Origin of the sequence: Paenibacillus sp. M2 (assembly GCF_046713495.1) — a bacterium.
GTDB classification, from domain to species: Bacteria; Bacillota; Bacilli; order Paenibacillales; family Paenibacillaceae; genus Paenibacillus; species Paenibacillus amylolyticus_B.
Window position 1 is genome coordinate 6,718,802 of the sequence record NZ_CP169648.1, and the last position, 26,470, is coordinate 6,745,271.

General features: G+C 50.1%; 21 protein-coding genes. 4 read left to right on the forward strand and 17 right to left on the reverse strand.

Translation table 11 applies throughout. The features are described 5' to 3' along the window. Positions 1–15 precede the first annotated feature (15 nt). The 11 genes from ACETMN_RS30650 to ACETMN_RS30700 all read right to left on the reverse strand — a co-directional run bounded on the left by ACETMN_RS30650 (position 16) and on the right by ACETMN_RS30700 (position 12,417). Positions 16–243: a hypothetical protein gene (locus ACETMN_RS30650; protein ID WP_192134952.1), complete on the reverse strand. Its 228-nt coding sequence runs from the start codon at positions 241–243 to the stop codon at positions 16–18. Continuing rightward, complete coding sequence (gene hydA, locus ACETMN_RS30655; protein ID WP_411735497.1) at positions 243–1,688, reverse strand: dihydropyrimidinase; 1,446 nt, start codon at positions 1,686–1,688, stop codon at positions 243–245. The genes ACETMN_RS30650 and hydA overlap by 1 nt, the downstream gene beginning before the upstream one ends. Next, positions 1,685–2,980 carry an NAD-dependent dihydropyrimidine dehydrogenase subunit PreA gene (gene preA, locus ACETMN_RS30660; RefSeq protein ID WP_062836927.1) on the reverse strand — a complete coding sequence of 432 codons (1,296 nt, stop codon included), beginning with the start codon at positions 2,978–2,980 and terminating at the stop codon, positions 1,685–1,687. Before preA ends, hydA begins: the two co-directional genes overlap by 4 nt. 534 nt (positions 2,981–3,514) lie before the next feature. Continuing rightward, a complete protein-coding gene (locus ACETMN_RS30665; protein WP_091012889.1) occupies positions 3,515–4,882 on the reverse strand; it encodes an NAD(P)-dependent oxidoreductase in 1,368 nt (455 codons plus the stop codon). A 111-nt stretch (positions 4,883–4,993) separates the two neighbouring features. Further along, the gene (locus tag ACETMN_RS30670; protein WP_091012887.1) at positions 4,994–5,875 is read right to left on the reverse strand and encodes a nitrilase-related carbon-nitrogen hydrolase; all 882 of its coding nucleotides are present in this window, start codon (positions 5,873–5,875) and stop codon (positions 4,994–4,996) included. 4 nt (positions 5,876–5,879) lie between these two features. Next, a complete protein-coding gene (locus ACETMN_RS30675) occupies positions 5,880–7,169 on the reverse strand; it encodes a M20 family metallo-hydrolase (RefSeq protein WP_091012884.1) in 1,290 nt (429 codons plus the stop codon). A gap of 124 nt (positions 7,170–7,293) precedes the next feature. Continuing rightward, a complete protein-coding gene (locus ACETMN_RS30680) occupies positions 7,294–8,667 on the reverse strand; it encodes an aspartate aminotransferase family protein (protein WP_091012882.1) in 1,374 nt (457 codons plus the stop codon). A 21-nt stretch (positions 8,668–8,688) separates the two neighbouring features. Then, a complete protein-coding gene (locus tag ACETMN_RS30685) occupies positions 8,689–9,753 on the reverse strand; it encodes an ABC transporter substrate-binding protein (RefSeq protein WP_091012880.1) in 1,065 nt (354 codons plus the stop codon). Positions 9,754–9,864: 111 nt separating this feature from the next. Then, positions 9,865–10,803 carry an ABC transporter permease gene (locus ACETMN_RS30690; RefSeq protein ID WP_411735498.1) on the reverse strand — a complete coding sequence of 313 codons (939 nt, stop codon included), beginning with the start codon at positions 10,801–10,803 and terminating at the stop codon, positions 9,865–9,867. Next, positions 10,800–11,621: an ABC transporter permease gene (locus tag ACETMN_RS30695; protein ID WP_256974925.1), complete on the reverse strand. Its 822-nt coding sequence runs from the start codon at positions 11,619–11,621 to the stop codon at positions 10,800–10,802. The genes ACETMN_RS30690 and ACETMN_RS30695 overlap by 4 nt, the downstream gene beginning before the upstream one ends. Continuing rightward, complete coding sequence (locus tag ACETMN_RS30700) at positions 11,593–12,417, reverse strand: ABC transporter ATP-binding protein (protein WP_091012876.1); 825 nt, start codon at positions 12,415–12,417, stop codon at positions 11,593–11,595. Before ACETMN_RS30700 ends, ACETMN_RS30695 begins: the two co-directional genes overlap by 29 nt. 491 nt (positions 12,418–12,908) lie before the next feature. Between ACETMN_RS30700 and ACETMN_RS30705 the strand changes: the two genes are divergently transcribed. The 3 genes from ACETMN_RS30705 (at position 12,909) to ACETMN_RS30715 (ending at position 17,299) form a co-directional block, all read left to right on the forward strand. After that, positions 12,909–15,134: a methyl-accepting chemotaxis protein gene (locus tag ACETMN_RS30705; RefSeq protein ID WP_306299262.1), complete on the forward strand. Its 2,226-nt coding sequence runs from the start codon at positions 12,909–12,911 to the stop codon at positions 15,132–15,134. 119 nt (positions 15,135–15,253) lie between these two features. Continuing rightward, on the forward strand, positions 15,254–16,255 hold the full coding sequence (moaA, locus tag ACETMN_RS30710; protein ID WP_091012873.1) for a GTP 3',8-cyclase MoaA: 1,002 nt from the start codon (positions 15,254–15,256) through the stop codon (positions 16,253–16,255). Between the two features lie 207 nt (positions 16,256–16,462). Further along, positions 16,463–17,299, forward strand: coding sequence for a methyl-accepting chemotaxis protein (locus tag ACETMN_RS30715; RefSeq protein WP_091012871.1), 837 nt, complete (start codon positions 16,463–16,465; stop codon positions 17,297–17,299). Positions 17,300–17,509: 210 nt separating this feature from the next. Here ACETMN_RS30715 and ACETMN_RS30720 read toward each other — a convergent pair whose 3' ends face one another. Continuing rightward, positions 17,510–18,118, reverse strand: a complete 609-nt coding sequence (locus tag ACETMN_RS30720) for a LysE/ArgO family amino acid transporter (RefSeq protein ID WP_091012869.1) — start codon at positions 18,116–18,118, stop codon at positions 17,510–17,512. Positions 18,119–18,252: 134 nt separating this feature from the next. On the opposite strand from ACETMN_RS30720, the gene ACETMN_RS30725 reads away from it, so the two are divergent. Then, the gene (locus ACETMN_RS30725) at positions 18,253–19,746 is read left to right on the forward strand and encodes a PLP-dependent aminotransferase family protein (RefSeq protein ID WP_091012867.1); all 1,494 of its coding nucleotides are present in this window, start codon (positions 18,253–18,255) and stop codon (positions 19,744–19,746) included. Between the two features lie 168 nt (positions 19,747–19,914). On the opposite strand, the gene ACETMN_RS30730 is transcribed toward ACETMN_RS30725, so the two are convergent. The 5 genes from ACETMN_RS30730 to ACETMN_RS30750 form a co-directional block, all read right to left on the reverse strand. Continuing rightward, entirely contained in the window at positions 19,915–20,742 is an 828-nt protein-coding gene (locus ACETMN_RS30730) for a carbohydrate ABC transporter permease (RefSeq protein WP_062836914.1), read from the reverse strand. Then, on the reverse strand, positions 20,739–21,623 hold the full coding sequence (locus ACETMN_RS30735) for a carbohydrate ABC transporter permease (RefSeq protein ID WP_091012865.1): 885 nt from the start codon (positions 21,621–21,623) through the stop codon (positions 20,739–20,741). The genes ACETMN_RS30730 and ACETMN_RS30735 overlap by 4 nt, the downstream gene beginning before the upstream one ends. A gap of 182 nt (positions 21,624–21,805) precedes the next feature. Beyond that, entirely contained in the window at positions 21,806–23,086 is a 1,281-nt protein-coding gene (locus ACETMN_RS30740) for an ABC transporter substrate-binding protein (RefSeq protein WP_091012863.1), read from the reverse strand. 147 nt (positions 23,087–23,233) lie between these two features. After that, positions 23,234–24,343, reverse strand: a complete 1,110-nt coding sequence (locus ACETMN_RS30745; protein WP_223199793.1) for a response regulator — start codon at positions 24,341–24,343, stop codon at positions 23,234–23,236. Continuing rightward, positions 24,340–26,130 carry a sensor histidine kinase gene (locus ACETMN_RS30750; RefSeq protein WP_091012861.1) on the reverse strand — a complete coding sequence of 597 codons (1,791 nt, stop codon included), beginning with the start codon at positions 26,128–26,130 and terminating at the stop codon, positions 24,340–24,342. Before ACETMN_RS30750 ends, ACETMN_RS30745 begins: the two co-directional genes overlap by 4 nt. Between the last annotated feature and the right edge of the window lie 340 nt (positions 26,131–26,470).

Sequence of the window (26,470 nt, forward strand, 5' to 3'; positions counted from 1 at the left end):
GAACTTCAGCATCGTCTAAGCTCCCCGCTGCTCCTGAAGCTGGCGAATCAGGATGTGACTGAACCACTTCCGTCCAGACGCCGTGCCCACGTATTGCTCTTGTTTCTCTTCGGGAAGATCCGGGTGCTCCCATATGACGTGAGCACCCTCCAGATGTTCCCGTACCGCATAGATCCGATAACCCTGTGCAACCATTCGCTCTATGGCGACCCTCTCGGCCTCAAACACATCATGATCCGACATCAGCTTCTCCCTCCATTCACTGCCGTCACAGGCTGTTTCATCGGTATGGGTGCACCTGAATCATACTTGTTGCGCTTCACATATTGTCCTGCCCCTGCTGTTCCGGCATACTGCCGATCTCGAATGACATACTCCCCGCGGCACAACACTGTCACCGGACAACCCTGTACCTGCATGCCTTCAAATGCACTGTAATCCACATTCATATGATGCGTATCTGCCGAGATCACCCTGTTTACAGAGGGGTCAAAAATAACGATATCCGCATCTGTCCCTACAGCCAGAGTCCCTTTCTGCGGAAATAATCCAAACAACTTGCTCGCTCTTGTTGAACATAGATCGACCCACTGATTGAGCGTAATCCGCCCCTTCACTACACCTTCCGAATACAGAATACTGAGGCGATCTTCGATGACAGGCCCACCGTTCGGAATTTTGCTGAAATCATCCTTGCCCAGGTCCTTCTGCCCTTTGAAATTAAACGAGCAATGATCAGAGCCAATCGTCTGCAACTGACCGCTTTTCAGTGCGTTCCAGAGTACTTCCTGATGCGCTGCTTCCCGTAGTGGTGGGGACCAGACATACTTTGCACCCTCGAAGTCCGGCTGATCCATGATCGACTGATCCAACGTCAAATACTGAGGACAGGTCTCCCCCCAGATTCGGTAACCCATTTCACGCATGCGCGCAATCTGCTCCACCGCTTCTGCACAGGTTACATGCACCACATACAACTGTGAATCCGCAAGTGCAGCCAACCGTGCCGCCCGACCTGTCGCTTCTCCCTCCAGCATGGATGGACGAGTCAGCGCATGATGAATCGGCTCCGTGCGCCCTTCGGCGAGCGCTTGTCGAACCAGCAGGTCAATAACATCTCCGTTTTCGGCATGCACCATGACGAGTGCGCCATACTCTTTTGCCTTTTGCAACGTCTGGAAGAGAATCCCGTCATCGGCCTGAAACTGGTTTTTATACGCCATGAACACCTTAAAGGATGACACACCCTCTTCTTCAATGATCTGCGGCAACTCTTCCAACACCTGATCATTCATCTCCCCGATCATCAGATGGAAACCATAGTCGATGACGGCTTTACCCTCGGCTTTGGCATGCCACTCCTGGAGGGATTCGATTAATGGACGGCCTTTTTGTGTCAGGCAGAAATCAATGATCGTTGTTGTACCACCAAAGGCTGCCGCTGTTGTTCCCGTCGCAAAATCATCTGCCGTTACCGTTCCACCAAATGGCATATCCAGATGCGTATGCGGGTCGATTCCGCCAGGAATAACATAACAGCCTGAAGCGTCCACAACTTCCATATGTTCATCCGGGGTAAGCCCGATGCCAATCTGTGTGATTTTACCCTTTTCGATCAAAATATCTGCTTCAAAGGTATCTGACGCTGTCACCAACACACCGTTACGAATCAATTTGCGGGTACTCATGATATCGCCTCCTTGGTTGATTGATCTCTAACGGATTGCAGCATCGCAATCGCAGACTGACGTTCATTCCAGGTTACAGGTTCCTGCTCAGGCACAAGCTCCACCATCTCAATCGCCCCATCCACCGGGCAAACGATCGAACACAGATTACAGCCAACACAGTCCTCTTCCACCACTTCCAGATAGGAGCCAGACGGGTCGGTCAACATATCAATACACTGATGCGAGGTGTCCTCACAAGCAATATGGCATTTGTTGCAATTGATGCAGACATCGCGATTGATGCGGGCGACCACTTTGTAGTTCAGATCGAGATTGCCCCAATCCGAGTAACGCGGAACCGTCTGACCTACCAGTTCTGCTACGCTGCTCAGACCCTTTTCGTCCAAATAATCGTTCAAACCATCAATCATGTCCTCCACAATGCGGAATCCATGATGCATCGCTGCGGTACATACCTGGACCCCTGTAGCACCCATGAGCAAAAACTCTGCCGTATCCCGCCAGTCGGATATGCCACCAATCCCCGAGATCGGCACACCCACCTCCGGATTACGTGCGCACTCGGCAACCATGTTCAGTGCAATGGGCTTCACCGCTGGGCCGCAGTATCCGCCATGTGCTCCTTTGCCCCCTACATGCGGCACGGTATTCCACGAATCCAGATCCACACCTGCCAGGGAGTTAATGGTATTGATCAGAGAGATCGCATCCGCGCCTCCTCGTACAGCTGCCCGGGCGGTCGCCGTAATATCCGTGATATTCGGCGTTAGCTTCACAATCACCGGTGTGGTTGCCACTTCCTTCACCCACATCGTCTGTAGTTCGACCAAGTCAGGTTGCTGACCAGAGGCGGCTCCCATACCACGTTCAGCCATGCCATGCGGGCAGCCAAAATTCAGTTCCAGACCGTCGACGCCGACGGCTTCCACCTTTTTCACAATCTCATGCCACTTCTCCCGCGTAGGTTCCACCATCAGTGAAGCGACAACCGCGCGATCCGGGAAGCGCTTCTTGGTCTCGGCAATCTCCCTCAGATTCACTTCCAGCGGACGATCGGATATCAATTCAATATTGTTAAACCCCGCCACCCGCTGTCCACCGAAATGAACTGCCGCAAAACGCGAGGATGTATTGATAATCGGCTCACCCAGTGTCTTCCACACCGCGCCGCCCCAGCCCGCTTCGAACGCACGCTGAACCTGATACCCCGTATTGGTCGGTGGTGCAGAAGCCAACCAGAATGGATTGGGTGATCGAATACCTGCCAGATTAATGGATAAGTCAGCCATAACGATCCCTCCTTGGTGTTTGACCTTATTAGTTACACTGGACACTCCGCTTCTTCAGATTGCTGCTGTCCTCTCCGTTTCGTGTAAAAATTTAGTTCAATTTTATCGTTGTACTGGATATTTGGTCGTGCTCAGGATCTCTGCGTCGTAATGGTGTGTCTGGATAGCACCTCAATTCTAACGAACCTTACAGCTCTTATTTGACTCATTTGCGGCAATTACAAAATCTAACGAATTGTAGAAAGTTTATATTGCTGTAACAGCTCATTTCGGCTTCATTTCAACGATTTTTTGTCAACATAAGACGTGTGAGATTCGTTAGATTTTTCAATCCTCCATAATTGCCACTATAAGGTGTGTAGGGTTGGTTAGCGCATCAGGGACACAGGGTTTCGATTGCACACCAGACCTCTTGCTCAGATCTACACCTTCAACACTCTAGCCGTCCCTAGCGTCCTCCCACCCGTACTCTTTCCTCGCACCCTTTCATTGCACACTTTCCGTGCTCTTTACTTCCCTTTCCTTCCTCACCACTCACGCCGTCTCTTCCACCTGTCCAGGTAACACCTTCATAACTGCGGCGGCGGCCAGCTTACCCTGCTGTGCAGCCGAGACAACCATCGCCTCACCCTGGCCCTGACCAAAAATGACATCTCCTGCCGCATAAATCTGAGGATGCGAGGTACGGTACGTATGCGGTTCGATCTCAACGACGCCCCAGTGGTGACGCAGTCCAAATGCTTCGATTAATGGTAATAAACGATGCTGTCCAATCGCCCGGATGACCGTATCACATTCGATCATGAACTCCGATCCTTCCACAGGCACAGGCAAAGCACGCCCACCGCCAGGCGGGGTAATTAGCTCCATTTTCACACATTCCACAGCTTGAACCCGACCGTTCTCGTCTCCAATAATACGCTGCGGCATCGTAAACCATCGGAACTCCACACCCTCCTGCTTGGCAAACGTATATTCAAACGCATACGCCGTCATCTGGCTTTCCCCGCGCCGATATAACATCTGTACTCGCTCGGCACCAAGACGTACCGAACAGGTCGCTGCATCTACCGCCGTATTGCCCGCCCCAATCACGGCGACCTTCAGACCATTCAGTGCCGGTGGAACACCCTGCTTGGTAGACTCCACCAGTTCAATCGCATCATAGACACCTTCCAGTGTCTCTCCTTCAATACCAAGCATAGGTACTGAACCCATGCCACAGGCCAAAATGACCGCTTCATACTGCTCCAGCAACTGCGAAGCAGGAATATCTACTCCAATGCGCACTCCATAACGGATCTGTACACCAAGCGCTTCTACCTGCTCCACTTCCCATAGCGCTACCGATTCGGGCAGACGGAAGGATACGATGCCATACGTATTCAGCCCACCGCCTTTGGGTTTGGCTTCATAGATCGTCACCTCATACCCTGCACGCCCCAGTTCACGTGCCGCCGACAGTCCCGCTGGCCCGGCTCCCACAACAACGACGGTTCTCCCATTGGCAGGTGCTGCCTGGAATAACGGCTCATTCTTCGCCCGCGCCCAGTCGGTGGCGTAACGCTGCAAGTCACCAATACGAATCGGCTTCGACGATTCGTTCAGCACACATGCGCCTTCACACAGTTCCTCTGTGGGACAGACACGAGCGCAGCTGGCTCCAACCGGATTCGCATCCATGATGGTGCGGGCCGATCCTTTCAGGTGCCCTGTTGATATTTTGCTAATAAAAGAAGGGATATTAATGTCGGTTGGACAAGCCTTGATACAAGGTGCATCGTAACAGTACAGACAGCGGTTCGATTCCTCCATCGCTTCCTTACCTGTCATGGCGGGTTTCATCTCGGCGAAACGACTCTCCCACCCATAATCGGATAACGTTGTTTCTGAGCTGTTCATCAATGTCATGCACCTCCTGGAGAATGATCTATGCTATCTCAAACAATCTTGCGTGCATTACACATGCCACCCCGCTGACAGAATCACTTACCGATCACTTATTGCCACTTCCTACAAACTAACCAGATGTTCATACGTTTCCGGTCTGCGATCACGGTAGAATTGCCATACATTACGTACCTCACGAATCATCTCCGTATCCATCTCGCCAATGACGACCTCATCCTGATCCCTGCTGCCGATGGCAACCATTCTGCCACGCGGATCGACCAAGTACGACTGCCCATAAAATTCACCCATATTCCACGGCGCTTCCACGCCAACCCGATTGATAGCTGCTACATAATAGCCGTTAGCTACTGCGTGAGCGGGTTGTTCCAGTTTCCACAGATATTCCGATGTACCCGCAACCGTAGCGGACGGATTGAACACAATCTCTGCCCCTGCCAGCCCAAGCAAACGCGCCCCTTCCGGAAAATGACGGTCATAACAGATGTACACGCCAACTCTGGCGTAGGCCGTATCAAAAACCGGAAACCCGAGGTTGCCTGGTTTGAAATAATACTTTTCCCAGAACCCATTTGTACCCTCACCTGCTTCCACATGCGGGATATGATGTTTGCGGTATTTGCCCAGATACGTACCATCTGCATCAATAACGGCTGCCGTATTGTAATACGAAGCAATGCCCTCCACCTCGTACACGGGTAAAATAATCACCACCGCAAGCTCCTTCGCCAGCTCCTGAAAACGTCTGGTCGTTGGCCCTTCCGGTACCGGTTCAGCGGATGCATACCATTTGGGATTCTGCTCTGTACAAAAGTACGGTCCATAGAATACTTCCTGCAACCCGATGATCTTGGCCCCTCTTGCAGCAGCTTCACGGACCAACGTGATGTGCTTCTGAACCGCAGCCTCTTTGTGAACTTCAACGGGAGCCGAACCTTCAATCTCATGTGAAGCCTGGATTAATCCGATGCTGATTTTGCCCATATTGTCACAACGCCTCCTCAGGTAAAATGGTTGGTTGGTTCACTCCACCGCACATCCTTCGAATGGTTCGATACAACACTTCCGTGCCGAGTCCAATATCCTCCGGAGAGGAATACTCGCTGGGATGATGACTGATGCCGTCCTTGCTGCGGACAAAAATCATGCCATATTCACACACACGCGAAAGGGCCAACGCATCATGGAACGGACCACTCATCAGTTCTGGCAAAGTAATCCCGATCTCTTCCGCAGATGAACGAATCACCGATTGGATTGACTCTGCACAATACCTTGGCTCACTGTTCGTATCCTCGGTAAGCGAATACGTTAGACCATATCGGGAACTCACGTCATCCAAAATGTTCATCAAGCGGGCTTCCATCCGGTTCCTGCGTTCCATCTCCATGTCTCGTAAATCAACCGTGAAGCTGACTTCCTCTGGGATGATATTACGCGAATCGGGAAACACCCTCAGACTTCCTACCGTACCTACAGTTGGTGCTTCCGGGTCTTCTCTCACCATATCGTCAAAAGCGGAAATGACTCTGGCGCTGCCTGCCAAAGCATCATGCCGCATGCCCATTGGAACGGAGCCAGCATGACCCGCCATACCTTTCATCGTAACCGTAAGCCACAGCGGGCCCGAGATGCCCGTCACCAGACCTATCGGAGCATTCAGCGATTCCAACACTGGCCCCTGCTCAATGTGCAGCTCCAGATAACTGCCAATGGAACCTGGCGGATAGATCGCTTCTTCAAAAACCGAAGGAGAACAGCCGAAGGCTTCCAGCGCCTCCCGGCGGGTCACTCCGTTTTTATCCTGCCGCTCCAGTTCGCCTTCTTCCAACTGACCAGTTATACCACGTGAGCCGAACAGGCCTTTGTTAAAACGGGAACCCTCTTCATCGCAAAAAGCAATCACCTCAATCGGCATACGGGGCTGAATGCCATTTTCGATCAGGCATTGCACCGCTTCGAGTGCGCCTAGCACACCAATCGCTCCATCATATCGCCCGCCATACGGCTGAGAGTCGATGTGGGAACCAATCATGAGAATCGGCAGTACCTGATCCGCACCTTCCAGACGACCAATCAGATTGCCGAAGGGGTCAAGTCGCGTCATCAGACCGGCCTTTTCCATCCACAGACGAACCTGTATGATGCCGTCCATATCTTCCGGGGTCAGGGCAAGTCGACAGACGCCCGTGTCCGCTATTCGGCCAATACGTGACAACTGCTCAATTCGCTCATTCAGCCGCAGCTGATTAATGACTTTGCCTGTTGTGGTCTGCATCGTCCCTCACCTCCTTGCGAATAGTTATCACGTCATGTGTTGAAACACTTTATTTTGTTTTATTTTGCTTGCCAACACTTCTGTCGTACTTGTCGTACAGTGCGTTCTCATCCATATCCGGTTACTAACTCGCATCCAGACTTCGCAACGCAGCGAGCAAACTTCCTGCGATCAGATCCAGCTCTTCCTCGGTGGTGACAAACGGCGGGGAGATCGTCAAAATATTCGCAAACCCCGGCGCGGTATCTCCGTTCTTGCCAATCAGAATGCCGTCCCGCTTACAACTGGCGAGCACCTTCATCACTTTATCCGCCTCTGCAGGAGAACCATCTGCTTCAATCAACTCCACCCCACAGGCGAATCCGAATGAACGGATATCCCCCACAATGGACAGCTCCAGTAATGGTTCCAGCTTCTCACGAAGCAGGTATCCCAGCTCCTCCGCACGGCTGACCAGATTCTCTCGTTCCAGAATTTCCAGATTCGCCAGCGCTACCCGACAGGACACCGGATTCCCACCAAATGTATTCACATGGCGAAAATGCGCATCCGTTCCGGGTTCCCGGAACGTGTCATACAGATCGGCTCGCACCGCCGTTGCTGATAGCGGTGAATACGCACTGGTCATGCCTTTTGCCATCGTCACCATATCTGGCTGTACACCATAGTTCTGATGACCAAACTTCTGCCCCGAGCGGCCAAAACCACAGATGACCTCATCGACAATGAGCAGCACGCCATAGCGCTGACAGATCTCTTGCACGGTGCGCATATAATCCGGCGGAGGAACAATCATGCCACCTCCAGTGATCACCGGCTCCATAATCACTGCGGCAACCGTCTCAGGACCTTCCCAGCGAATCACCTCTTCATAGATGGTTGCACACTCGAGTCCGCATCCATCCTTGTTTCGCCCAAACGGGCAGCGGTAACAATACGGTGGTGGAACATGAGAGAAACCTACACCGAGCGGCTCGTATTTGATCTTGCGGGCGGCTTGCCCGGTGGCGCCCAGTGCGCCCATGGAGTTACCGTGATAGGCACGGTGACGGGAGATGAATTTGTGCCGAGTAGGCTCACCATTCTGATGGTGATACTGACGGGCTATTTTGAAAGCCACCTCATTCGCATCTGAACCCGAGTTGGAGAAAAAGATTCGATACTCCCCCTCCAACCAGTCATTCAGCTTCTCTGCCAGCAAAATCGCCGGTTCGTGACTCTGCGTCATCGGTACATAAGCGAGGGCTTTCATCTGTTCGTAGGCACTCCTCGCAATCTCCTCACGGCCATGCCCTACATTCACACACCACAGTCCCGACATCGCATCCAGATAACGCGTACCATCCTGATCGGTAATCCAGCTGCCCTCCCCACTTACCGCAATCATCGGATGATCGTTATGAGGCGAGATGTGATGCCATACGTATTTGCGATCTTTCTCCAGCCATTCTTCCTTCGTACCGCCAAGCGGCTGAGGTTGCTGATCCACAGAACTCATTCGTCATCCTCCTCCACACGCTTATTTCACTGCTTCCTCATAGATGCTTTTCTCCAGTGCTTCATCCAGGTTTGCAGCTTTTTTGATCAAGCCATAATTCAGCGCAATATCCGCAGTTCGGGTAAATGACTCATCCACAAAGCTGCCGACTTGCTGCTCTGTAAATCCTTCCGGCCGAATCAGCTTTGCAATCTCTTCAAGCATCGTGACCTGATGCTCACGGGTGGTACTGCCCTCCGTCACATTACTCATCACGATATCCACCGTCTCATTCTGATTATCGATGGCGTAATTCCAGCCTTTCAGAATGGCACGGGTCACTTTGACCGCAAGCTCACGATTACTGTCTACCCAATCTTTCTTGGCAATCAGCGTATCCTCCAGCATGCCAACACCGACATCTTCAATGTTGAACACGTCTAGATCCGATTCTTTCGTTCCACTTTCCAGTACAACGTGGTATTCGTTATAGATCGTTGCCGTCGCCACATCTACCTGGTCATTGAAAAATTGATCCATCGTGAACCCCTGCTTCACCAGTTCAATGTCTTTCTTCGGGTCCAGGCCATTCTTCTCCATGAACGCGAGCACCTGAAACTGCTGGCTGCCAAACCAGGTACTAACCTTCTTGCCTTTCATCTGAGCGGGATCGGTAATACCTAGCGACTTCTTGGCGATCAAGCGATAACTACTCTTCTGTGAGATCTGGGCGAGCGAGACAAGCGGCAGACCGTTATCCCGGCTAACCAGCAGACTGTCTACTCCGGTAATGCCTACATCGGCTGCGCCATTGACCACCTGCTGCTCAATCACGATATCCGGGCCACCCGGAATAATCTCGGCATCAATGCCTTCATCTGCAAAAAAACCTTTTTCCTTCGCTGCATAGATCCCGGCAAACTGCGCCTGCGGCACCCATTTCAGCTGAATTTTCACTTTGGTTAACGGTTGATCTGCTTCGCCCGCCCCTCCTGAACTCGCAGCGAAGGGCTCAGCCGCCGGCTCAGACTTCGTAGAACATGCGCCCAGCATCGTAACCACCAACAGGACCAATACCAGCAAACCCGGCTTCAACGTTTTGTACATGTACAGAACAACCCCCTGTTTATATACGATTTTTCAATCATCAGTCCGTGTTCAAAAAGTCTGGTTTTCAGTACCAAGAAGAGGGAATGAAGCTAGAAATGGAGTAGCACGTTAGTGATCTGTGCGTGCACGATTCCACGGAATGAGTCGCTTTTCTGCCAGGACAACCGCTTCATACAACACAATGCCGAGCGCGGCGGCGATGACAATGCAGGACCAGGCCAAGGGCATGTTCGCCAATCGAATCTGATCCGAGAGCAAGTATCCCAGCCCTTGGGAGGCGATGAAAAATTCACCCACAATGGCCCCGATAATACTGGTCGACATGTTGATCTTCAGACCGGCGAAGAGGGAAGGCAGCGCATGAGGCAATCTCAGCTTCCAAAAAAACTGCATCCTGCTCGCGGCAAGGCCACTCAGCAGATCACTGTACTGCGGCTGAATGGAAGTCAGCCCTTTGAACAGGCTGACGGCCATAGCGGCCATTGTAATCACCGTGACAACAGCAATACGGGACCATATCCCGTCACCGAACCAATTATTCATAATCGGGGCAAGAGCCACGATCGGAACAGCGTTCAGTGCCGACAGAACCGTAACCGCTGCCCTGCCGCTTGTGGGAAAGAACGATGCACCTGCCGCTGCCAGAGCACCCAACAATGAACCGAGTAAAAAGCCTCCCAGCATTTCGGTTCCGCTGTACATCGCATATCGAAAGAGCATATTGGCATTTTCCTGAATGGATGCCGCAATGGCGGAAGGCACGGGCAGTTGGTAGCTTTCCAACGAAAATATCCAATGAAACATCCTGAGCTGCCAGAGGGTGAGAATCAACACACCCGCACCCCATGGAAGCATACTCAGCGCAACAGATCTTCCGCGAACGCCAGAGCCCAATCTGGCCTTTTCGGCTTGTCCCTGTTGTCCATGAATTTCCGAACCTGGAACAGTCGTCATCTGTGAACCAGTGAGGTTCGTAGCCGCGCCAGTTACAGCAGCAATGGCTACACCTTCATCCCTCTTCCGTTGCAAAACTCTACCTTCACTCATATGGCATCCCCTCCTTTGGCCCTGAATTCAGGCTGCCAAGGGGTTAGCCAACGTTCAGCCAGACTGATGGCCAGATACGAGATCAGGCCAATGCCAATGCTAAGCATGATGGTGGCCCAGAACATGCCAACTTGGGCATGGCCGTAATATAACGAACTGACCATCAGGACGCCGAGTCCATCGGGAGCTCCCATCAATTCCACAACGATGGAGGAGGTCACCGCCAGCGGAGCGGCTATTTTCATACCAGAAAATAGTCCCGGCAGTGCTGAGGGCAGCAGGCATTTGATATATCGTGCAGTTAGTGAAGCTCCACAGGAACGCATCAGTTCCAGGTGCTCTGGTGCTGCACTTTTCAATCCTTTTAACGTATGGATGATGATCGGGAAGAAAGTTACGTACGCCGCCATAACAATCCGCGCCCACTCCGCGTTGTGGATGATGCCGTACACAATTGGGGCGAGACCAATAACCGGAACCATCTGTGAGGAGACTACATATGGCGATAACGTGCGCTCCAGCCAGACAGCTGCGCTCATGAGCAGAGCCAGACCCAGGCCAAGCAACGTTCCCCCTGCAAAACCAATGGCTGCATTGCCAAACGTGACAGCCCCCTGCTCTGCGAGCGTACCCGAGTAACGAAACAACGCTGCAAGCACATCGTGCAGATATGGAAGGCGAGAAGCTGCCTGCTGGGGTGACAGGAACAGTTGGAGCATCCAGGCGATTCCTTCCCACAGCACCAATACGGCCATAATCCAGATGACGACCCAGGATCGATATCCTAGTTTAAAGAGCCGCAGGGACATGAGATTCATCACGCTCCTCGTAGAAGCAATTGCGAATGGTTGTAATCATGTGGTAGAAAGCATCCGTTTCTCTCAGTTCACTATGACGTTCAGGAGGCAGATTCACAGAATGAATGGAATGTACTTGCCCCGGATGCGCCGAGAGTACGATGATCCGGTCGGACAGAAATACCGCTTCGGGGATACTGTGTGTGACAAAGAGGAAGGTCTTGCCTGTCGAGCGCTTGATCTCAAGCAGCTCCAATTGAAGCTTTTCTTTGGTGAATTCGTCCAGGGCCGAGAAGGGTTCATCCATGAGTAGCAATGGTGGATCAAGCGCAAGGGCACGCGCAATGGATACTCGTTGCTGCATGCCTCCGCTGAGCTGCCATGGATAATGGTCGGCGAAGCGGGTTAGCCCTACCATTTCAAGCAGCTCACCGCTAATGCGGCGACACTCCTTCCGGCGGGTACCGAGCAGCTCCAGTGGCAATTCCACATTGTGACGAACGGTGCGCCAATCGAACAAGGCAGGTGTCTGGAAGACAATACCGAACTGTCGCTGTAGTCGAGCCCGCTCAGGCTCCTGACCGGCAATGCGAACGGTGCCTGAGGTGGGCTGAAGTAGATCACCCACTAACCGGAGCAAGGTCGACTTGCCACAGCCGGAAGGGCCCAGCAGAGAGACAAACTCATTGGACTGGATCTGGAATGTAACATCCGACAAAGCAGTGACTTGTTGTGTACCTGTGCCAAAGACAACGGACACATGATCTACATCAATATGGCAGGCTTCGGGGACTGTAGCTGAGGGTGCGGAGGACATGGGCATTCTCCTTTGTGGAAGTTATTTTCATTGCACACCAAGGCTGAATGGGAGGTTTATATACACGAACGTAACAGGTTTTGCTTGTTAGATAATACTATATCGCTTTGGGAGGGGATTACATTATACAGTGTGTTTTGAGTATGGGCCTGTTCATGTTACACAATGTAAAATGAGACGGATTCTCAAATACATCCATGTGAGTTTTCCTCGTATTTAGCTAACATACATTTCACTTAACAACAAACGCACGATCATTTGTATTTATTGAATAAATATTCGGAAAATATGACATATGCCCTCGTATTCTTGTCCATTTTCTTGTATAAAGATTGAATAGACGTACAAGGGCTCCCACCTCCACGTGAGTCAAGGCTCCTGAATGATGAAGGCGGTATCACTATTCCGGATCAATCACCACGCAGGCTGGCTTCCTTTGTCATACAAAGATCAGTAGAACGAAGCTTTCAAATCCAGAAATCGGGGTGGTCATGATGTTTGATTGGCTGGGATGGAGAAAAGGATTGCCGCTGTGGCGATCGTATCGGTTGAACGCACATATGAAGGAAGATGTGGAACAGATTTTTGAGGGAATTGCCGAAACGAGACGGCAGATTATGATGGACTGGGCAGATGAACATTGGAATCACCTGGACCGTTTGCTTCAACAGATACAGTCGGTCCAATTACAGGATGTATTAAAAGATTCACAGCAACGAAGCAAACTAGATGCATGGTTTCAAGCCAGTTATATTCGAGCCGTTGATAGCACGGAGCTATTCATGATAAACGAACAGAATCAGGTGGTATTCTCTACATATAAGAAACATATTGGACAGATCTATGAGGATCACGAAGCTTTGATAGGACCAGGATTGAAGTACTCCAGAGCAGATCGACATGAAAAAAAATGCTTGTATGGTCCTTACTCTGATCCACTGACGCTGGATATTGGTCCACGCTCGTCCGCTTTTCACGATGATGTCACCTTGCTGTTTATCTCACCAATTCTGCAGGAAGGTCGCTATGTCGGTTCATTATGTAGCCGTGTACCCGGGGATGTACTGGGTGACCTGATCCAACGAGAATCAGGTCATATCTATCCCGATTCCGGTGACAATTACCTCTTTATGGCTGAGTCGATATTAAGGCCACATCTGCAACCCGGCACCGCCTTGTCCAGAAGCCGCTTCGAGGATCGTACTTTTACACATGGGGAAAATCTCAAAGATGGTGTCACCACCGAATGGGGTATCGTTTCCGTTAAGGAGCATACCGAACTGGAACTCATGTTCACTGATCCGTCGACCGGAGAACTACACCCCGGAGTAGCAAACACCATTCAGAATGGTTCCAATCTGTTCGTAGCTTTTCCCGGCTACTCGGATTATCGCCATATTTCTGTAATCGGCAAAGGCATCACCTTCCAGCTGCCACACTGTCCTGATCGCTGGGGCATGATGTGTGAAGGGGATCTGGAGGAAGTGTATCGGATACGAAGCATCGGCTGGCGTCAGTTCAAGCAACATAGTCTCTTCACGCTTTTGTCAGGCATTGCAGGAGCAGCTCTTGTCTATGCCTTCACTGGTAGTGGTTGGAGCACGGCAGCAATGGCCGCTTTTAATGTGTTATTTGGATTCTTCACTGCATTACAGCTGCATCGTAGCCAATATCGGAGGGTCCATGAAGACTTGCGCCGCATCAGCCGTTTTATTCGAATTAATGCGGAAGGCAGGGGGGATCTGACCCAGCGCCTGGACACATCTGCTTTTGCCCAAGACGAATCGGGTGAACTGGCGAAGTGGATCAACAACATGATTGACTCTCTGGAAGGCATTATGCTGAAGGTACAACTTGCCACAGTAGACGTAATGGACAACCAGTATCAGATGCGAACTTCAACAGAGACAACCCAGGGCACGACTGAACGAGTGAACCAAAAGCTTGGTTCAATGATCCAGGCCATCCGCACCCAACTGGAAGATCTCGACCAGGCCAGAATTGCTGCCGATCACATGCGCATAACGTTGCAACAACTGGAGACCTCTGCAACCGAACAGATCGGCGTGGCCCAGCAGGAAGTGGAACGAATCGGCGATAAAATGACCCAAATCTCAGGAGCGGTATCCGATACTAATCGTACCATCCTGTCCTTCATGGATACGATGAAAGAGATTTACCGCGCACTGGCTGTCATTGATGAAATTTCAGCTCAGACCAATCTGCTGGCTCTAAATGCTACCATTGAAGCTGCACGCGTGGGTGAACATGGTCAAGGCTTCTCGGTTGTGGCAGGGGAAATTCGTAAGCTGGCTGATTTATCCCGTTCTTCTACTGAAAATATTCATCAGATTCTGGACCGAATCTCAACTGCAACAGGAGCTGCATCCCAATTAATCACAGAGGGTGATCAGGTACTTGCTGAAGGAACGACACTGGTTCAGGCCGCTTCGCAACTTCTGCAAAATGCTACCGCTGAAGAACCTGAGCGCACACAAGTCGTGGATCAAGTGGTCATGCTGATGGAGAATATTGCTGCAATCAGCCATCAGAATCGGGCGACTTCTGCTGAGGTAGAAGCAGAGATGATGAAGCTGATCCGTGATATGTTACAGGTTCAGCATTCTTCGCATAATGTGGAAGCCATTACGGTCTTTCTGCAACAAGTCGTGGGACAATTCCACCTGAACCACCCCGCCAAAAATGCTGTCATCTGACGTCATCGTTGACGCGGATTGGAGAAATAGCTAAAATTTGATGCAACTGTTCCTTTTGAAATTGTCGTATCATTTATAATAGAAGATTTCCAATCTGAACCGATGAAAGGGTGGTCTGCATGGAATTGCTTCAGGATTCATTTGGCCGAATACATGACTACATCCGTATTTCTGTTACGGACCGCTGTAATTTACGCTGTGTGTACTGTATGCCTGCGGAGGGCATGGAGTTTGCTCCACATGATGAGATTATGAGCTACGAAGAAATAGCACAGGTGCTGAAGGTACTTGCGCCGATGGGCATGCGCAAAGTTCGGCTCACTGGGGGCGAACCGTTGGTACGCAAGGACTTGCACAAGCTCGTCAGCATGATCTCGGCAATTGACGGGATTGACGATATTGCCCTGACGACCAACGCTCTTCTGCTGGACAAACAAGCTCAGGCGTTGAAAGATGCTGGATTGAACCGGATTAACATCAGTCTGGATTCCCTGCGCGCTGATCGTTTCTCCATGATTACCCGCGGCGGAGATGTGAACAAGGTGCTGAAAGGCATTGAAGCTGCAACAGCTGCTGGGCTTGCTCCGATCAAGCTGAATGTTGTACTGATGAAGGGTATCAACGATGATGAGATCAAGGATTTTATTGCTATGACGATGGATCAACCTCTTCATGTGCGTTTTATTGAATATATGCCGATTGGACAGGCTTCAGATTCATGGCGCAAATCTTATTTGCCGCTGGAAGCCGTGACAGATGTATGCGCTGAAGCAGGCTGGACGGTAGAAAATACAACAGGCCCTGCGGGTAATGGCCCATCACGCAATATGAAAATTGTGGGCTCCGAAGGCACATTCGGATTGATTCATCCCGTGAGCGATCATTTCTGTGACAATTGCAACCGACTTCGGTTGACCGCTGACGGACATATTAAAGCCTGCCTGTACTGGTCGGATGAGTATAATGTTCGCCGCTTCGTGGATGATCCGGATGCCATGGCGGCACTCTTCCTCAAAGCACTGGGTACGAAACCGAAGAATCATGAGATGGCTCTGGCTTTGGAACAAAAAATGCAATCTCATACACCGACGGTACGCCGCATGTCCCAGATTGGCGGATAACAAAGCAGACGAGAACTTGATTGTTCTCGCCTGCTTTTTTGTCATGTTTTCATAAATTTCTGAAAAAAATCAATCCCCCTGTTTCATTTGTTAAAAATTTAATTAATATATCTTATTGCCCTTATCAGGCCTTCAAGATTAACCTCATTCTGACGATGTATACAATACATCTAGATGATACACATACATTATAGGAGCTGAACCTTATTGAACATCGTTGAAGCACTCGTTGCGGCAAGTCCATATTTTAAAATTATGCTGAAAGAACACGATATCATGATTGCAGTAACCGACACGGAGAAGTTCTGGTATTATGTTCCTAGCAATGAACTCGATCTGGGCATCAAGGCAGGAGACCCCGTTTCCCTCGATGACCCTACACTCCGCCGGGCACTTATACATGGCGAAACTTCAGCGAACCGTATTGATGCAAAATTCTATGGTACATCAATCAACTCGGCGGCCACCCCACTTCGGGATGAACAAGGAAATATCGTAGGCACACTTGCCATTGGTTTCTCTCTTCAGAATGAGGAAAAACTGGAGTACTTCACTGAATTGATCGGCGGTATCAGCGGAAAATTAACAGATATGGTGCAGACGGTAGCCGCCCAATCCGAACAATTGACAGCCTCATCTACACAGATTTTGGATAATACTCGCATGGCTGTGCAGAACTCAGGCGAGGTTAACAAAGTCGCCGCATTCATCCGTGAAATCTCAGAACAGACCAATCTGCTGGGCCTGAATGCGGCTATCGAAGCAGCCCGAGCAGGCGAAGCAGGCGCCGGATTCAGCGTCGTTGCATCTGAAGTGCGCAAACTTTCTACGGGTACCAAAGAAGCAACGGTGAATATCGAACGTTCCTTGAAAGATGTTCAGCATTCCATTCAGCAGATGGAGCAGGAGATTACCTCCATCTCACAGTCTAGCAACCAACAGGCTGTGATGGTAACCGAGTTCAGCGAGGTCATTGATCAGTTGAACACTGTAAGCCGTGATTTGAAAGTGTTTATTGAATCCATGCTGTTGAAGGCAGAATAAATTCGATTACGATGACCTTAACCAAATGACCAACCATATATAAATGATGCAATATTGATGCATTATCGAGCACTACATGTTCCAACTCAATAACTAGATCAGCAGGTTATACTGATCACCAAATTCAGCACTCACATTGAACTCCCCGCGCGATTAACGTCACGGGGAGTTTTTTATTTTAACAAGTGTGCCAGCCACATCACAGTCCTTCTAGGAATAGATGAGCTTCCACAGCATCATAACCGCCAGCCCAACCATGACCACAGCGGACAACCGATTAAACATCAGACTGATGCGTCCAGTTCGATCCTTTCTGCCAATCACCCTGCCCGCGCCTGCAATTCCCAAGAACCATATCCACGATACAGTTGCCGCTGTCAGGGCAAAATACATGCGCTCCACCCCTTCATACTGAAGTGAACTGGTGCCAATCACGGCAACCGTATCAAGCAGCGCATGCGGATTGAGTAAAGATACCGATGCGGCGAACGCAATCTGTCGCCCTGCTGACATTACCGTTTGCGAACTTTCCACAGATTCGGATGACCTCCAGATACTCCAAGCCATATACAGCAAAAACAAACTTCCTGCGCCATACAACACATTCGCCAGTACTGGCCATTGCAGCAAAATGAGCGACACCCCTCCAACAGCTGCCCCGATCAACAACGTATCACTGACCCCTGCCGTTATTACAGCAGGCAGGGCATGTACATAACGCCTCTGGCTCATGCCTTGGTTAAAAATAAATACATTCTGCACACCCAGTGGCAAGATCAGGCCAAACGCCAGAACCACTGCATGAATAACAACCTCCATGTTCTTCCCCCTTATCTCTGTCCTCCATATTAGGGCAGATGATAACTGACGTAACCAACCACTTGGATGGCATTAGACCCAACCAAATGATATAGTGTTCGTTACAAAGAAAAACGGAGGTGATTCTGCCAGTTATGGAACGTTCTGATTCTCGGCTAAGCATGGGGTGGAAGCCGAACCCTTCTCTCGACTTGCCCTTGTATCGCCAGATTGAAGCCTATGTCCGGCAGAAAATCACAACGGGCGAATGGTCAGCAGGATATCGTCTCCCCTCACAGCGAATATGGGCTGAGTCCATGGGGGTGAACCGCAGTACATTGGTCACTGCCCTGGATAACCTGACCGCCGCTGGTCTGATTAAAGGCAGACATGGCGGAGGAACTTTTATTTCCGGCTCCGGTTGGCATGGTATGGCTCACGGAGCGATGCCCAACTGGAATGAAGCCATTGAGGAGGGCTGGTATTATCCCAACCTGCCCGAGATCCAGCAGATTAATCAGGCTGAATTCCGGCCTGGCATCATACGTCTTGGTACAGGGGAGCTTGCCCCGGAACTGATGCCTAAGGATGCTTTTAACGACATTCTGTACTCCCTGTCCCAGCGTTCTCGTACCCTCAACTACCTGGAATCTCAAGGAAGCCTGGAGCTTCGTGAGGCTTTATCCGCCCATTTGCAGACGACTGGCATTCAGGCCTCTCCAGATTCCATACTGATCGTATCCGGCTCACTTCAAGCGCTACACTTGATTTCGGTCGGACTGCTCCCTCGCGGCTCAGCAGTTCTGCTGGAAAAACCGTCGTATCTCTATTCCATTCACGCCTTTCAATCGGCAGGGTTGAAAATGAGCGGAATCCCGATAGACGATGAAGGACTGCACATTGCACGCCTGGAGAATGCCTCGCAGCATGTAAAAGATCAAGACCATATCTCGCTTCTCTATACGATCCCGAGCTTTCACAATCCCACGGGCTCTGTGATGAGTGATCACCGCCGGGAAGAACTCATGACCACCGCTCGAACATTAGGCATCTCCATACTGGAGGATGCCGCCTACAGTGATCTGTGGCTGGATACACCTCCTCCGTCATCGCTGAAGGCGCGTGACCAGGAAGGACGGGTGCTGCATATGGGCACCTTGTCGAAGGCAGTCAGTCCCGGCTTACGCCTCGGATGGCTGGTGGGGCCAGAGCCGGTCATACGCCGGCTCGCGGATATCAAGATGCAGACCGACTACGGTACCAGTTCACTCGCGCAGGAAGCCGCTGCCCTGTGGTTCGCCGAAGGGCATCATGCAGAACATATGGAGTGCCTTCGCCCTGAGCTACGCAGACGCAGAGACTTCATGCTGGATCTGTTGCAACGTCACTTTCATGGCATGGCGAAGTGGAAAATACCCGCTGGCGGCTTTTATATCTGGCTGCAATTCACTGTATCCCCTCTCTCTATCCGCCAATTGTTCCATACCTGTCTGGAACAGAATGTACTTATCCACCCGGGCTACCTATATGACCGGCTGGATGCGAGTCATATCAGGCTCTCTTACGCCTACGCTTCTCCTGATGAGATGGAGCGTGGACTACAATGCCTCGTAGAAGCTGTACACAGGCTCATGGATTCTGGCTCATGATTTCAAATGCTGGTTCCTGATTTCACAACCAAAAAAAGCCTTGACCGAAAAGGACGATGTCCTTCAGATCAAGGCTTTTTACGTTAGTTTTTGTAAGTCTGGTCGAATACCCAAAGCAGATCGATACCAGCAGCGCTTCGGGATTTCATCGTATCATCCTGCTATTCGCTATCCTTTTACAGCACCCTCTGCAATACCCTCCATGATGAACTTCTGGAAGAACGCATAGATCAGGATAACCGGGATCGCAGTCAGAACCAAGGATGACAGAATCAAAGGCCACTCCTTGTTATATTCGCCAAATAACATGTTTGTGGACAGAATCAGCGTATACCGATTCACATCGGTTAACATGAGCAGTGGCAACAAGAAGTCATTCCAGATCCACAGGAAGTCCAGGATCGCGATGGTGACTGTGATTGGAAGCAAGAGCGGGAAGATAATCTGGAAGAACGTCTGGAACTCGTTACATCCATCAATCTGAGCCGATTCCTCCAATTCACGCGGAATGGACTTCACAAACCCGTGATAGAGGAAGATGGCCATGTTTACACCAAGCCCGATATAGATTAAGGCCAATCCGTACGTGCTTCCCTGTACACCCATGCCTTTGGCTACCCGTGTCAGCGGAATCATGATTGAATGAAACGGCACCAGCATGGACGCCACAAACAGGAAGAAGATCAGATTGCTCAGTCGACCAGAGGTACGTGACAGCTTGTATCCAGCCAATGAGGCACAGAAGACGATACCACCAATCCCCAGAAAGGATACAATCGCCGAGTTCATCGAACTGCCCAACAGATTGATTTTGTTAAATGCGTCCGAATAGTTCTCCCAGTGCAGCGTCGTCGGCAGCGCAATAAAGGACTGGAACATCTCTCCTTGTGTTTTGAAAGAGTTCACCACCGCCATGTAGATCGGCAGCATGGCCACGAGAGATCCCAAGATCAGCAGCAGGCGAATCAGATAACTGTTCAGTCGTTGCATCCTCATGCTTCCACCTCTTTCTTCTTCATGACGGTGATCTGGATGAGTGTAAAGATGAGTACGATGATGAACAGCACAACCGATTTGGCACTCGCATAGCCGTACCTGAAGTTGTTGGAGAACGCTTCTTCATAGATGTTCATTGTGATAACCTGTGTGGCCCGGCCCGGTCCACCACCCGTCAGTCCATAGACCACTTCGAACACCTTGAAGGCTCCGTTCAGCGTCAGGAAGAAACAGATGGTCACGGCATGAGTAATCATCGGCAACACCACATTGCGAAGTACCTGGAATGCATTGGCCCCATCAATAACAGCCGCTTCCTTGAGGCTTTTCGGCACACCCTGGAGAGCAGCCAGATAGATGATCATCATATACCCTACACCATTCCAGAGCGATACCATCAGAATGGAGTAAAATGAAAACTTCGGATCACCCAACCATTGCTGGTCGAGGAACGAAAAAGCCAGTTTCTCTGCGAGCTGTGGCAGCACCTGAGAGAAGATGAAGGTCCACATGAAAGCACTGATGATTGTACTGATCATGTTAGGCATGAAGAACAGCGTCCGGAAAAGCCCTTTGCTGCGCGTCCGTGACTCAATGAACACGGCGAGCAGCAAGGCAATTCCATTTTGCAGAATCAACATAAATATTACATATTTCATCGTGAACCACAGGGAGTTCAGAAAGTCGGGATCTTCTTTGAACAATTCCACAAAGTTGCCCAGACCGATAAAGCTGTAATCCCGATTGAGTCCGTTCCAATCCGTCAGACTATAGAACAGGCCACTAAACGTGGGATACAGCAGGAAAATCGCATAGATGACAAAGGCAGGCGCAGTGAACGCGAGCAGTGACAGATACTTCTTGAACACATTCGTAGCCATAGGTTCTCCCCCTTTTCACTCGAAGCGGATGATTGCAAAGGAGGGAACGAAGAACGTTCTGCCTGCCGTATCATCTGCTTGGAGACTGCGACGAAACAAAGTACCGCTAATTTGTTGACAAGCTCTCAAACCGTAGAGATTTGCCAACAAAAGCAAGCGGATACTCCATTCCTCGCAACTCCTTACTTGTTGACTTTGTTGTAGGATTTCCACGCCTTGTCGAGCGCATCGATAACCTGCTGTTGATTTAATTGCCCAGAGTAGTAGCCTTGTAACGCTTTGCCTGACTCGTCTTTCACCGCTTGAGGGAGGGATGGGTCCTCATAAGCTTTACCTTCACTCACATATTTCTGGGCATCGTCTACCCACGGGAAGCTCTTGAAGTCATGGATCTTGGCAATCGGATTAAATTTGAGCGCTTCGAAGAATGCACTTGAATCCTTGTCATCGAGAATGTAGTTCACGAAATCGAGTGCCACTTCTTTGTTTTTGCTAGATGACGATACTGCCAGCGAAGTGGAGGTGCTCAGATTGATTTTGGTATCATCCGGATTGTCATTGATCGGCATTGGTGCTACACCAAAGTTCAAGTCCGGGTTGGACTTCAGAATGGTTTCGGCAAACCATGGTCCCTGAATCCACATCGCGGCGCTTCCTGAAGCGAAGGCTGCTGAACCATCATCTCCGCCCACTTCCAGCGCTTTATCTGTACCATTCGCATTGACCAGATCGAAGATATCAAACAATGCTTTCATATCGGAGAAGGAACCCTGATCCTGATTCATCTTCTCCACGAAGTCTTTGTGCTCAGACTGAGTTAATGCACCCACAGTGAGTGGCAGGAATAATTGCGGAATCCAGGATTCTTTGTAGGACAGTTCAAACGGTGTAATGTTGGCTGCCTTGAGTTTCTCCACGACCGCTTTCATTTCCGTTAACGTCGTTGGCACTTCCAGCCCTTGCTCTTTGAAAATATCTTTATTGTACAAATAGCCCCATGATACTGTTTCCAGTGGAACAGCTACGATTTTGCCCTCCGCATCCGTTATGGAAGGTTTAACCGAATCCAGCAGCTTATCGACAAAAGGTTGGCCCGACAGGTCTTCCAGATAACCAGCTTTGCTGAATGGTGGAATCTCATTAACTGCATGCAGAGCGAACACATCCGGTGCATCATTGGAGGCGAGACGTGTCTTCAGAATCTGAGGTGCATTGTCTGCTGGCGGCATCTCCAGTTGCACGTTCACCTCAATGTTTTTCTCTGCTTTTTCCTTGGCTTTGAACTGTTCTATATATTTATCGTAGTGTTCTTTCAGCCGAGGTTGTGCAACGAATACTTTGAGGGACACCGTGCTGCCTGATGCCGATTCTTCCTGCCCATTGTCCGTTCCTGCATTGGAACCGCAACCTGCGAGCAGAACACTGACCAGTACCGCACTTGCTACGCTTTTCCATACTTTCATCTCTTATGACCTCCCGGTGTGTGACTGGTTTGTCTTTCATAGGCTCATTATATATCAGAAAATGAAAGCGCTTCATTGGACAAAATTAGACTTGTGTATTGGATTATTTTAAACCTTAATCCTGCCGCAAATGCTTTCTCGAACAGCTCATTCCGTGCTACTGCCTGAATTGCCTGATATACGAGCCTGTCCCTTCCGCATCTCCCCCGGTGAAACTCCGAAATGTTTCTTGAATACCCGATAGAAGTAGGACACATCCTCATAACCCGCCATCTCGGCAATATGTTTGAACGGGATCTGATCATCCATCACCCATTCCTTCGCTCGTGTCATGCGTAACTGGACGACATAATCGGTCACATTCACCTCATACTCTTTCTTGAATACCTTGCTGAGATATTCCTTGCTGACAAAAAAGATCTGGGCGAGCTGCTCCAGGGTAATCATCTCCATACAGTGCTGCTCCATGTATTGCTTCACCTCATTCAGGTTCAGCTTATTCTTGAATTTACGCTGCGCAATGAGTTGCTCCAAAGCCTGGTAGTATGGAGTCGAAATCCATGCGATCGTGGATTCAATGGAAGCCAGCGCTGTTGAAGGAGGTAAAGCCGTTGCTTCGCGCCCCTCGTACAACCCATTGGAGACACACAGTTCATCCAGCAAAGCCTGTAGTTCATAGGCCACTCGTCCAAGCTGCCGGGGTCTGTTAATCTCGCTATGCTCCAGCTTCTGCTGCAGTTGCTGGAACCATTCTCGCAGACTTTGAATGTTCAGGTCGTTAAACCGCAAGCGAGCCTGCTGTTGAAACAAAGAGAAATCACCAGCAAAGGAAGGCGGATATGCTTCCCATGATTCCGGCGCAGATTCAACCTTTTCCAATTCTTTGGCACATTTGGCCAGTACACCATTCAGTTCATCCGGATTCACCGGTTTGAGCAGATAGTCAGCAGCCCGATGACGGATCGCGTGTTTGGCATAATTGAAATCATCATACCCGCTCACCACGATCACCTTGATCTGTGGGTATTGCCCGCTTAGCGTCTGTAGCAGTTCCACACCGTCTGTACCGGGCATACGCATGTCCGTAATGATAATGTGAGGCTGATGCTGCTTGACCAGTTGTATGGCCTGCTCGCCATCCTCTGCCTCACCAGCAACGGTCATCCCTAGTTCCTTCCAATCCCCCAGGTTGCGCAAAATATCCCGGTTCCACGGTTCATCATCCACCAGCAATACTCTGTACAGTTCCTTGTTCACAAGGCTTCGCCTCCCGTATTGCAGGGGATTCGTACCGTAACACTCGTCCCCTGTCCGTATTCACTTTCCACACTCATCCCGTATTCAGGTCCAAAATGCATTATGATTCTTGAGGCGGCATTGACCAGTCCAATACTTGTACCAGAACTCCACACCCGATCGGACTGCCAAGTCAGACGCTCCAGTCTGGACTGCATCTCCGTTAGTTTCTCAGCATCCATACCCACACCGTTATCACGAATTCGAATCGTTACCTCTTTAGGTTCACAGACGACTTCAATGCCCAGCTTCCACTCACCCGGTTTCTTCTCCAGACCATGCAAAAATGCATTCTCCACAATGGGTTGCAAAGACAACTTGGGAATATAACATTCCCGAAGTTCTCCGGTAATCTCCAGTGTATATTCAAGTTTGCCGCCAAAACGCTGCTTCTGAATGAGCATATAATGTTCCAACTGATCGAGTTCAGACTGTAAAGGGACAAGTCCATCCGGCGCTCGCACAATATAACGAAACATCTCGCTCAAGGCTCGAATGACCTTATAACTGTCAGCAGGTTTTTGCGAATAGACCATACCGCCAATCATCTGCAACGTATTTTGCAGGAAATGCGGATGGATCTGGGATTGCAGTGCTTTGAGCTCCGCCGTCTGTTTCTCCAGATTCATCAGGTAGTTGTCGCGAATGTGTTCCCGGATACGGCTTGACATGCCATGCAGATTTTTCTCCAACAGACCAATCTCATCAACCCGGCCGCTTCGTACCACTTCTCTGTCCTTAATCAATTGAATACCCTTCATGGAATTGGCCAGTCGGACGATGGGCTTTGATGTGCGCCAGGCCACGAGCGCAGCTATTCCCACAGAAATGACGGTTGCCAGGCCACCTACAACCAGTCCGTATTTCATCGTTTCCAAGGCACTCTCGTTAATCACATGGGCAGGTACAATCTTGATCACACGCAGTCCTGACGGTTCGATGGAATGATAGAATACGTATTCCTTGGCTGTACGAATGAAACCGGAACTTTCTTTGGTACCTGCCAATCTCTCCAATGCTTCAGCGGACGGCTGGATGTCTTGATTCGGCTGATAGACCGGGCTGCCCACACTGTCGGCGATGTATACTGCATAATCCCCCCTGCTATCCAGCAGCTCCAAGGTCTGATTGAACTCAGCCCACTTGACCTCCAGACTGATGGCGCCGATCTGTGCCTGATCCTCGAAGCGGTTCATGCTGCGGGTCATGTGAAACTTTTGCGGATCGTCCGGATCATTGATAATCGTAAAATCTTTATGTTGTGCAAAAAGCTCATGATATCCTTCCGGTATTTCCGATACCGCTTTGATGCGAGAATCCATGGAGTTGAAGGTGAACAGGGTGTCCAGTTCCTTCAGATACAGTTCAACGCCAAATACATAATTGCCAGCGGAATAGTATACACTGTTCAGCATATTGAACATGGCCTTCTGTTCGTCAAATCGGCTGGCTGCCGGCGCTTCCTGGTTTAACGCCAGATACTGATGCAATTCGTCACTGATCTGAATCGAATAGATAATATTGTTCATGCGAGCGAACTGTTCACCCAGATAGATGGAGGCCCAGTTCATATTGGCTCGGTTGGTCTCCATAATCTCCTCTTCCATGGAAGAGCGGGTATTCTCAGCTGCCATAGCGGTCATGGCAATGACGGGCAGAACAGCCAGCAGCGTCATGGTAAGAATCAATTTATTGCGAATGCTGCGTTTGAAAGGATCTGTCAGCTTCCGATAACATTCGGTAAACACAGCGCATCCACTCCTGAGCTAAAATAGACAAACGCCCCAGCATGGAAGCCGAGGGCGCTTTGGTCTTGATATTTGTTTGGAAATGTTAAATATCCACGTTATACAATAAAATGAATGGTTACACGAGATCACTACGTGTTCAGAACAACCTTCTGATCGCTGTTATCACCGGATTTTTTTGATTCCCTTTCTAAGGGGAAAATCCGGTGATAAAGGCGAGGTATATGCTTCCGATGCAGCTTTCTTTCAGAAAGCTTTCAGCTCCGCTTCCTCAGGTTATTTCTGCCCTCTCCGTTAACGTGTACTTGTTAATTTCAAATTATATACCTATATCTATTAT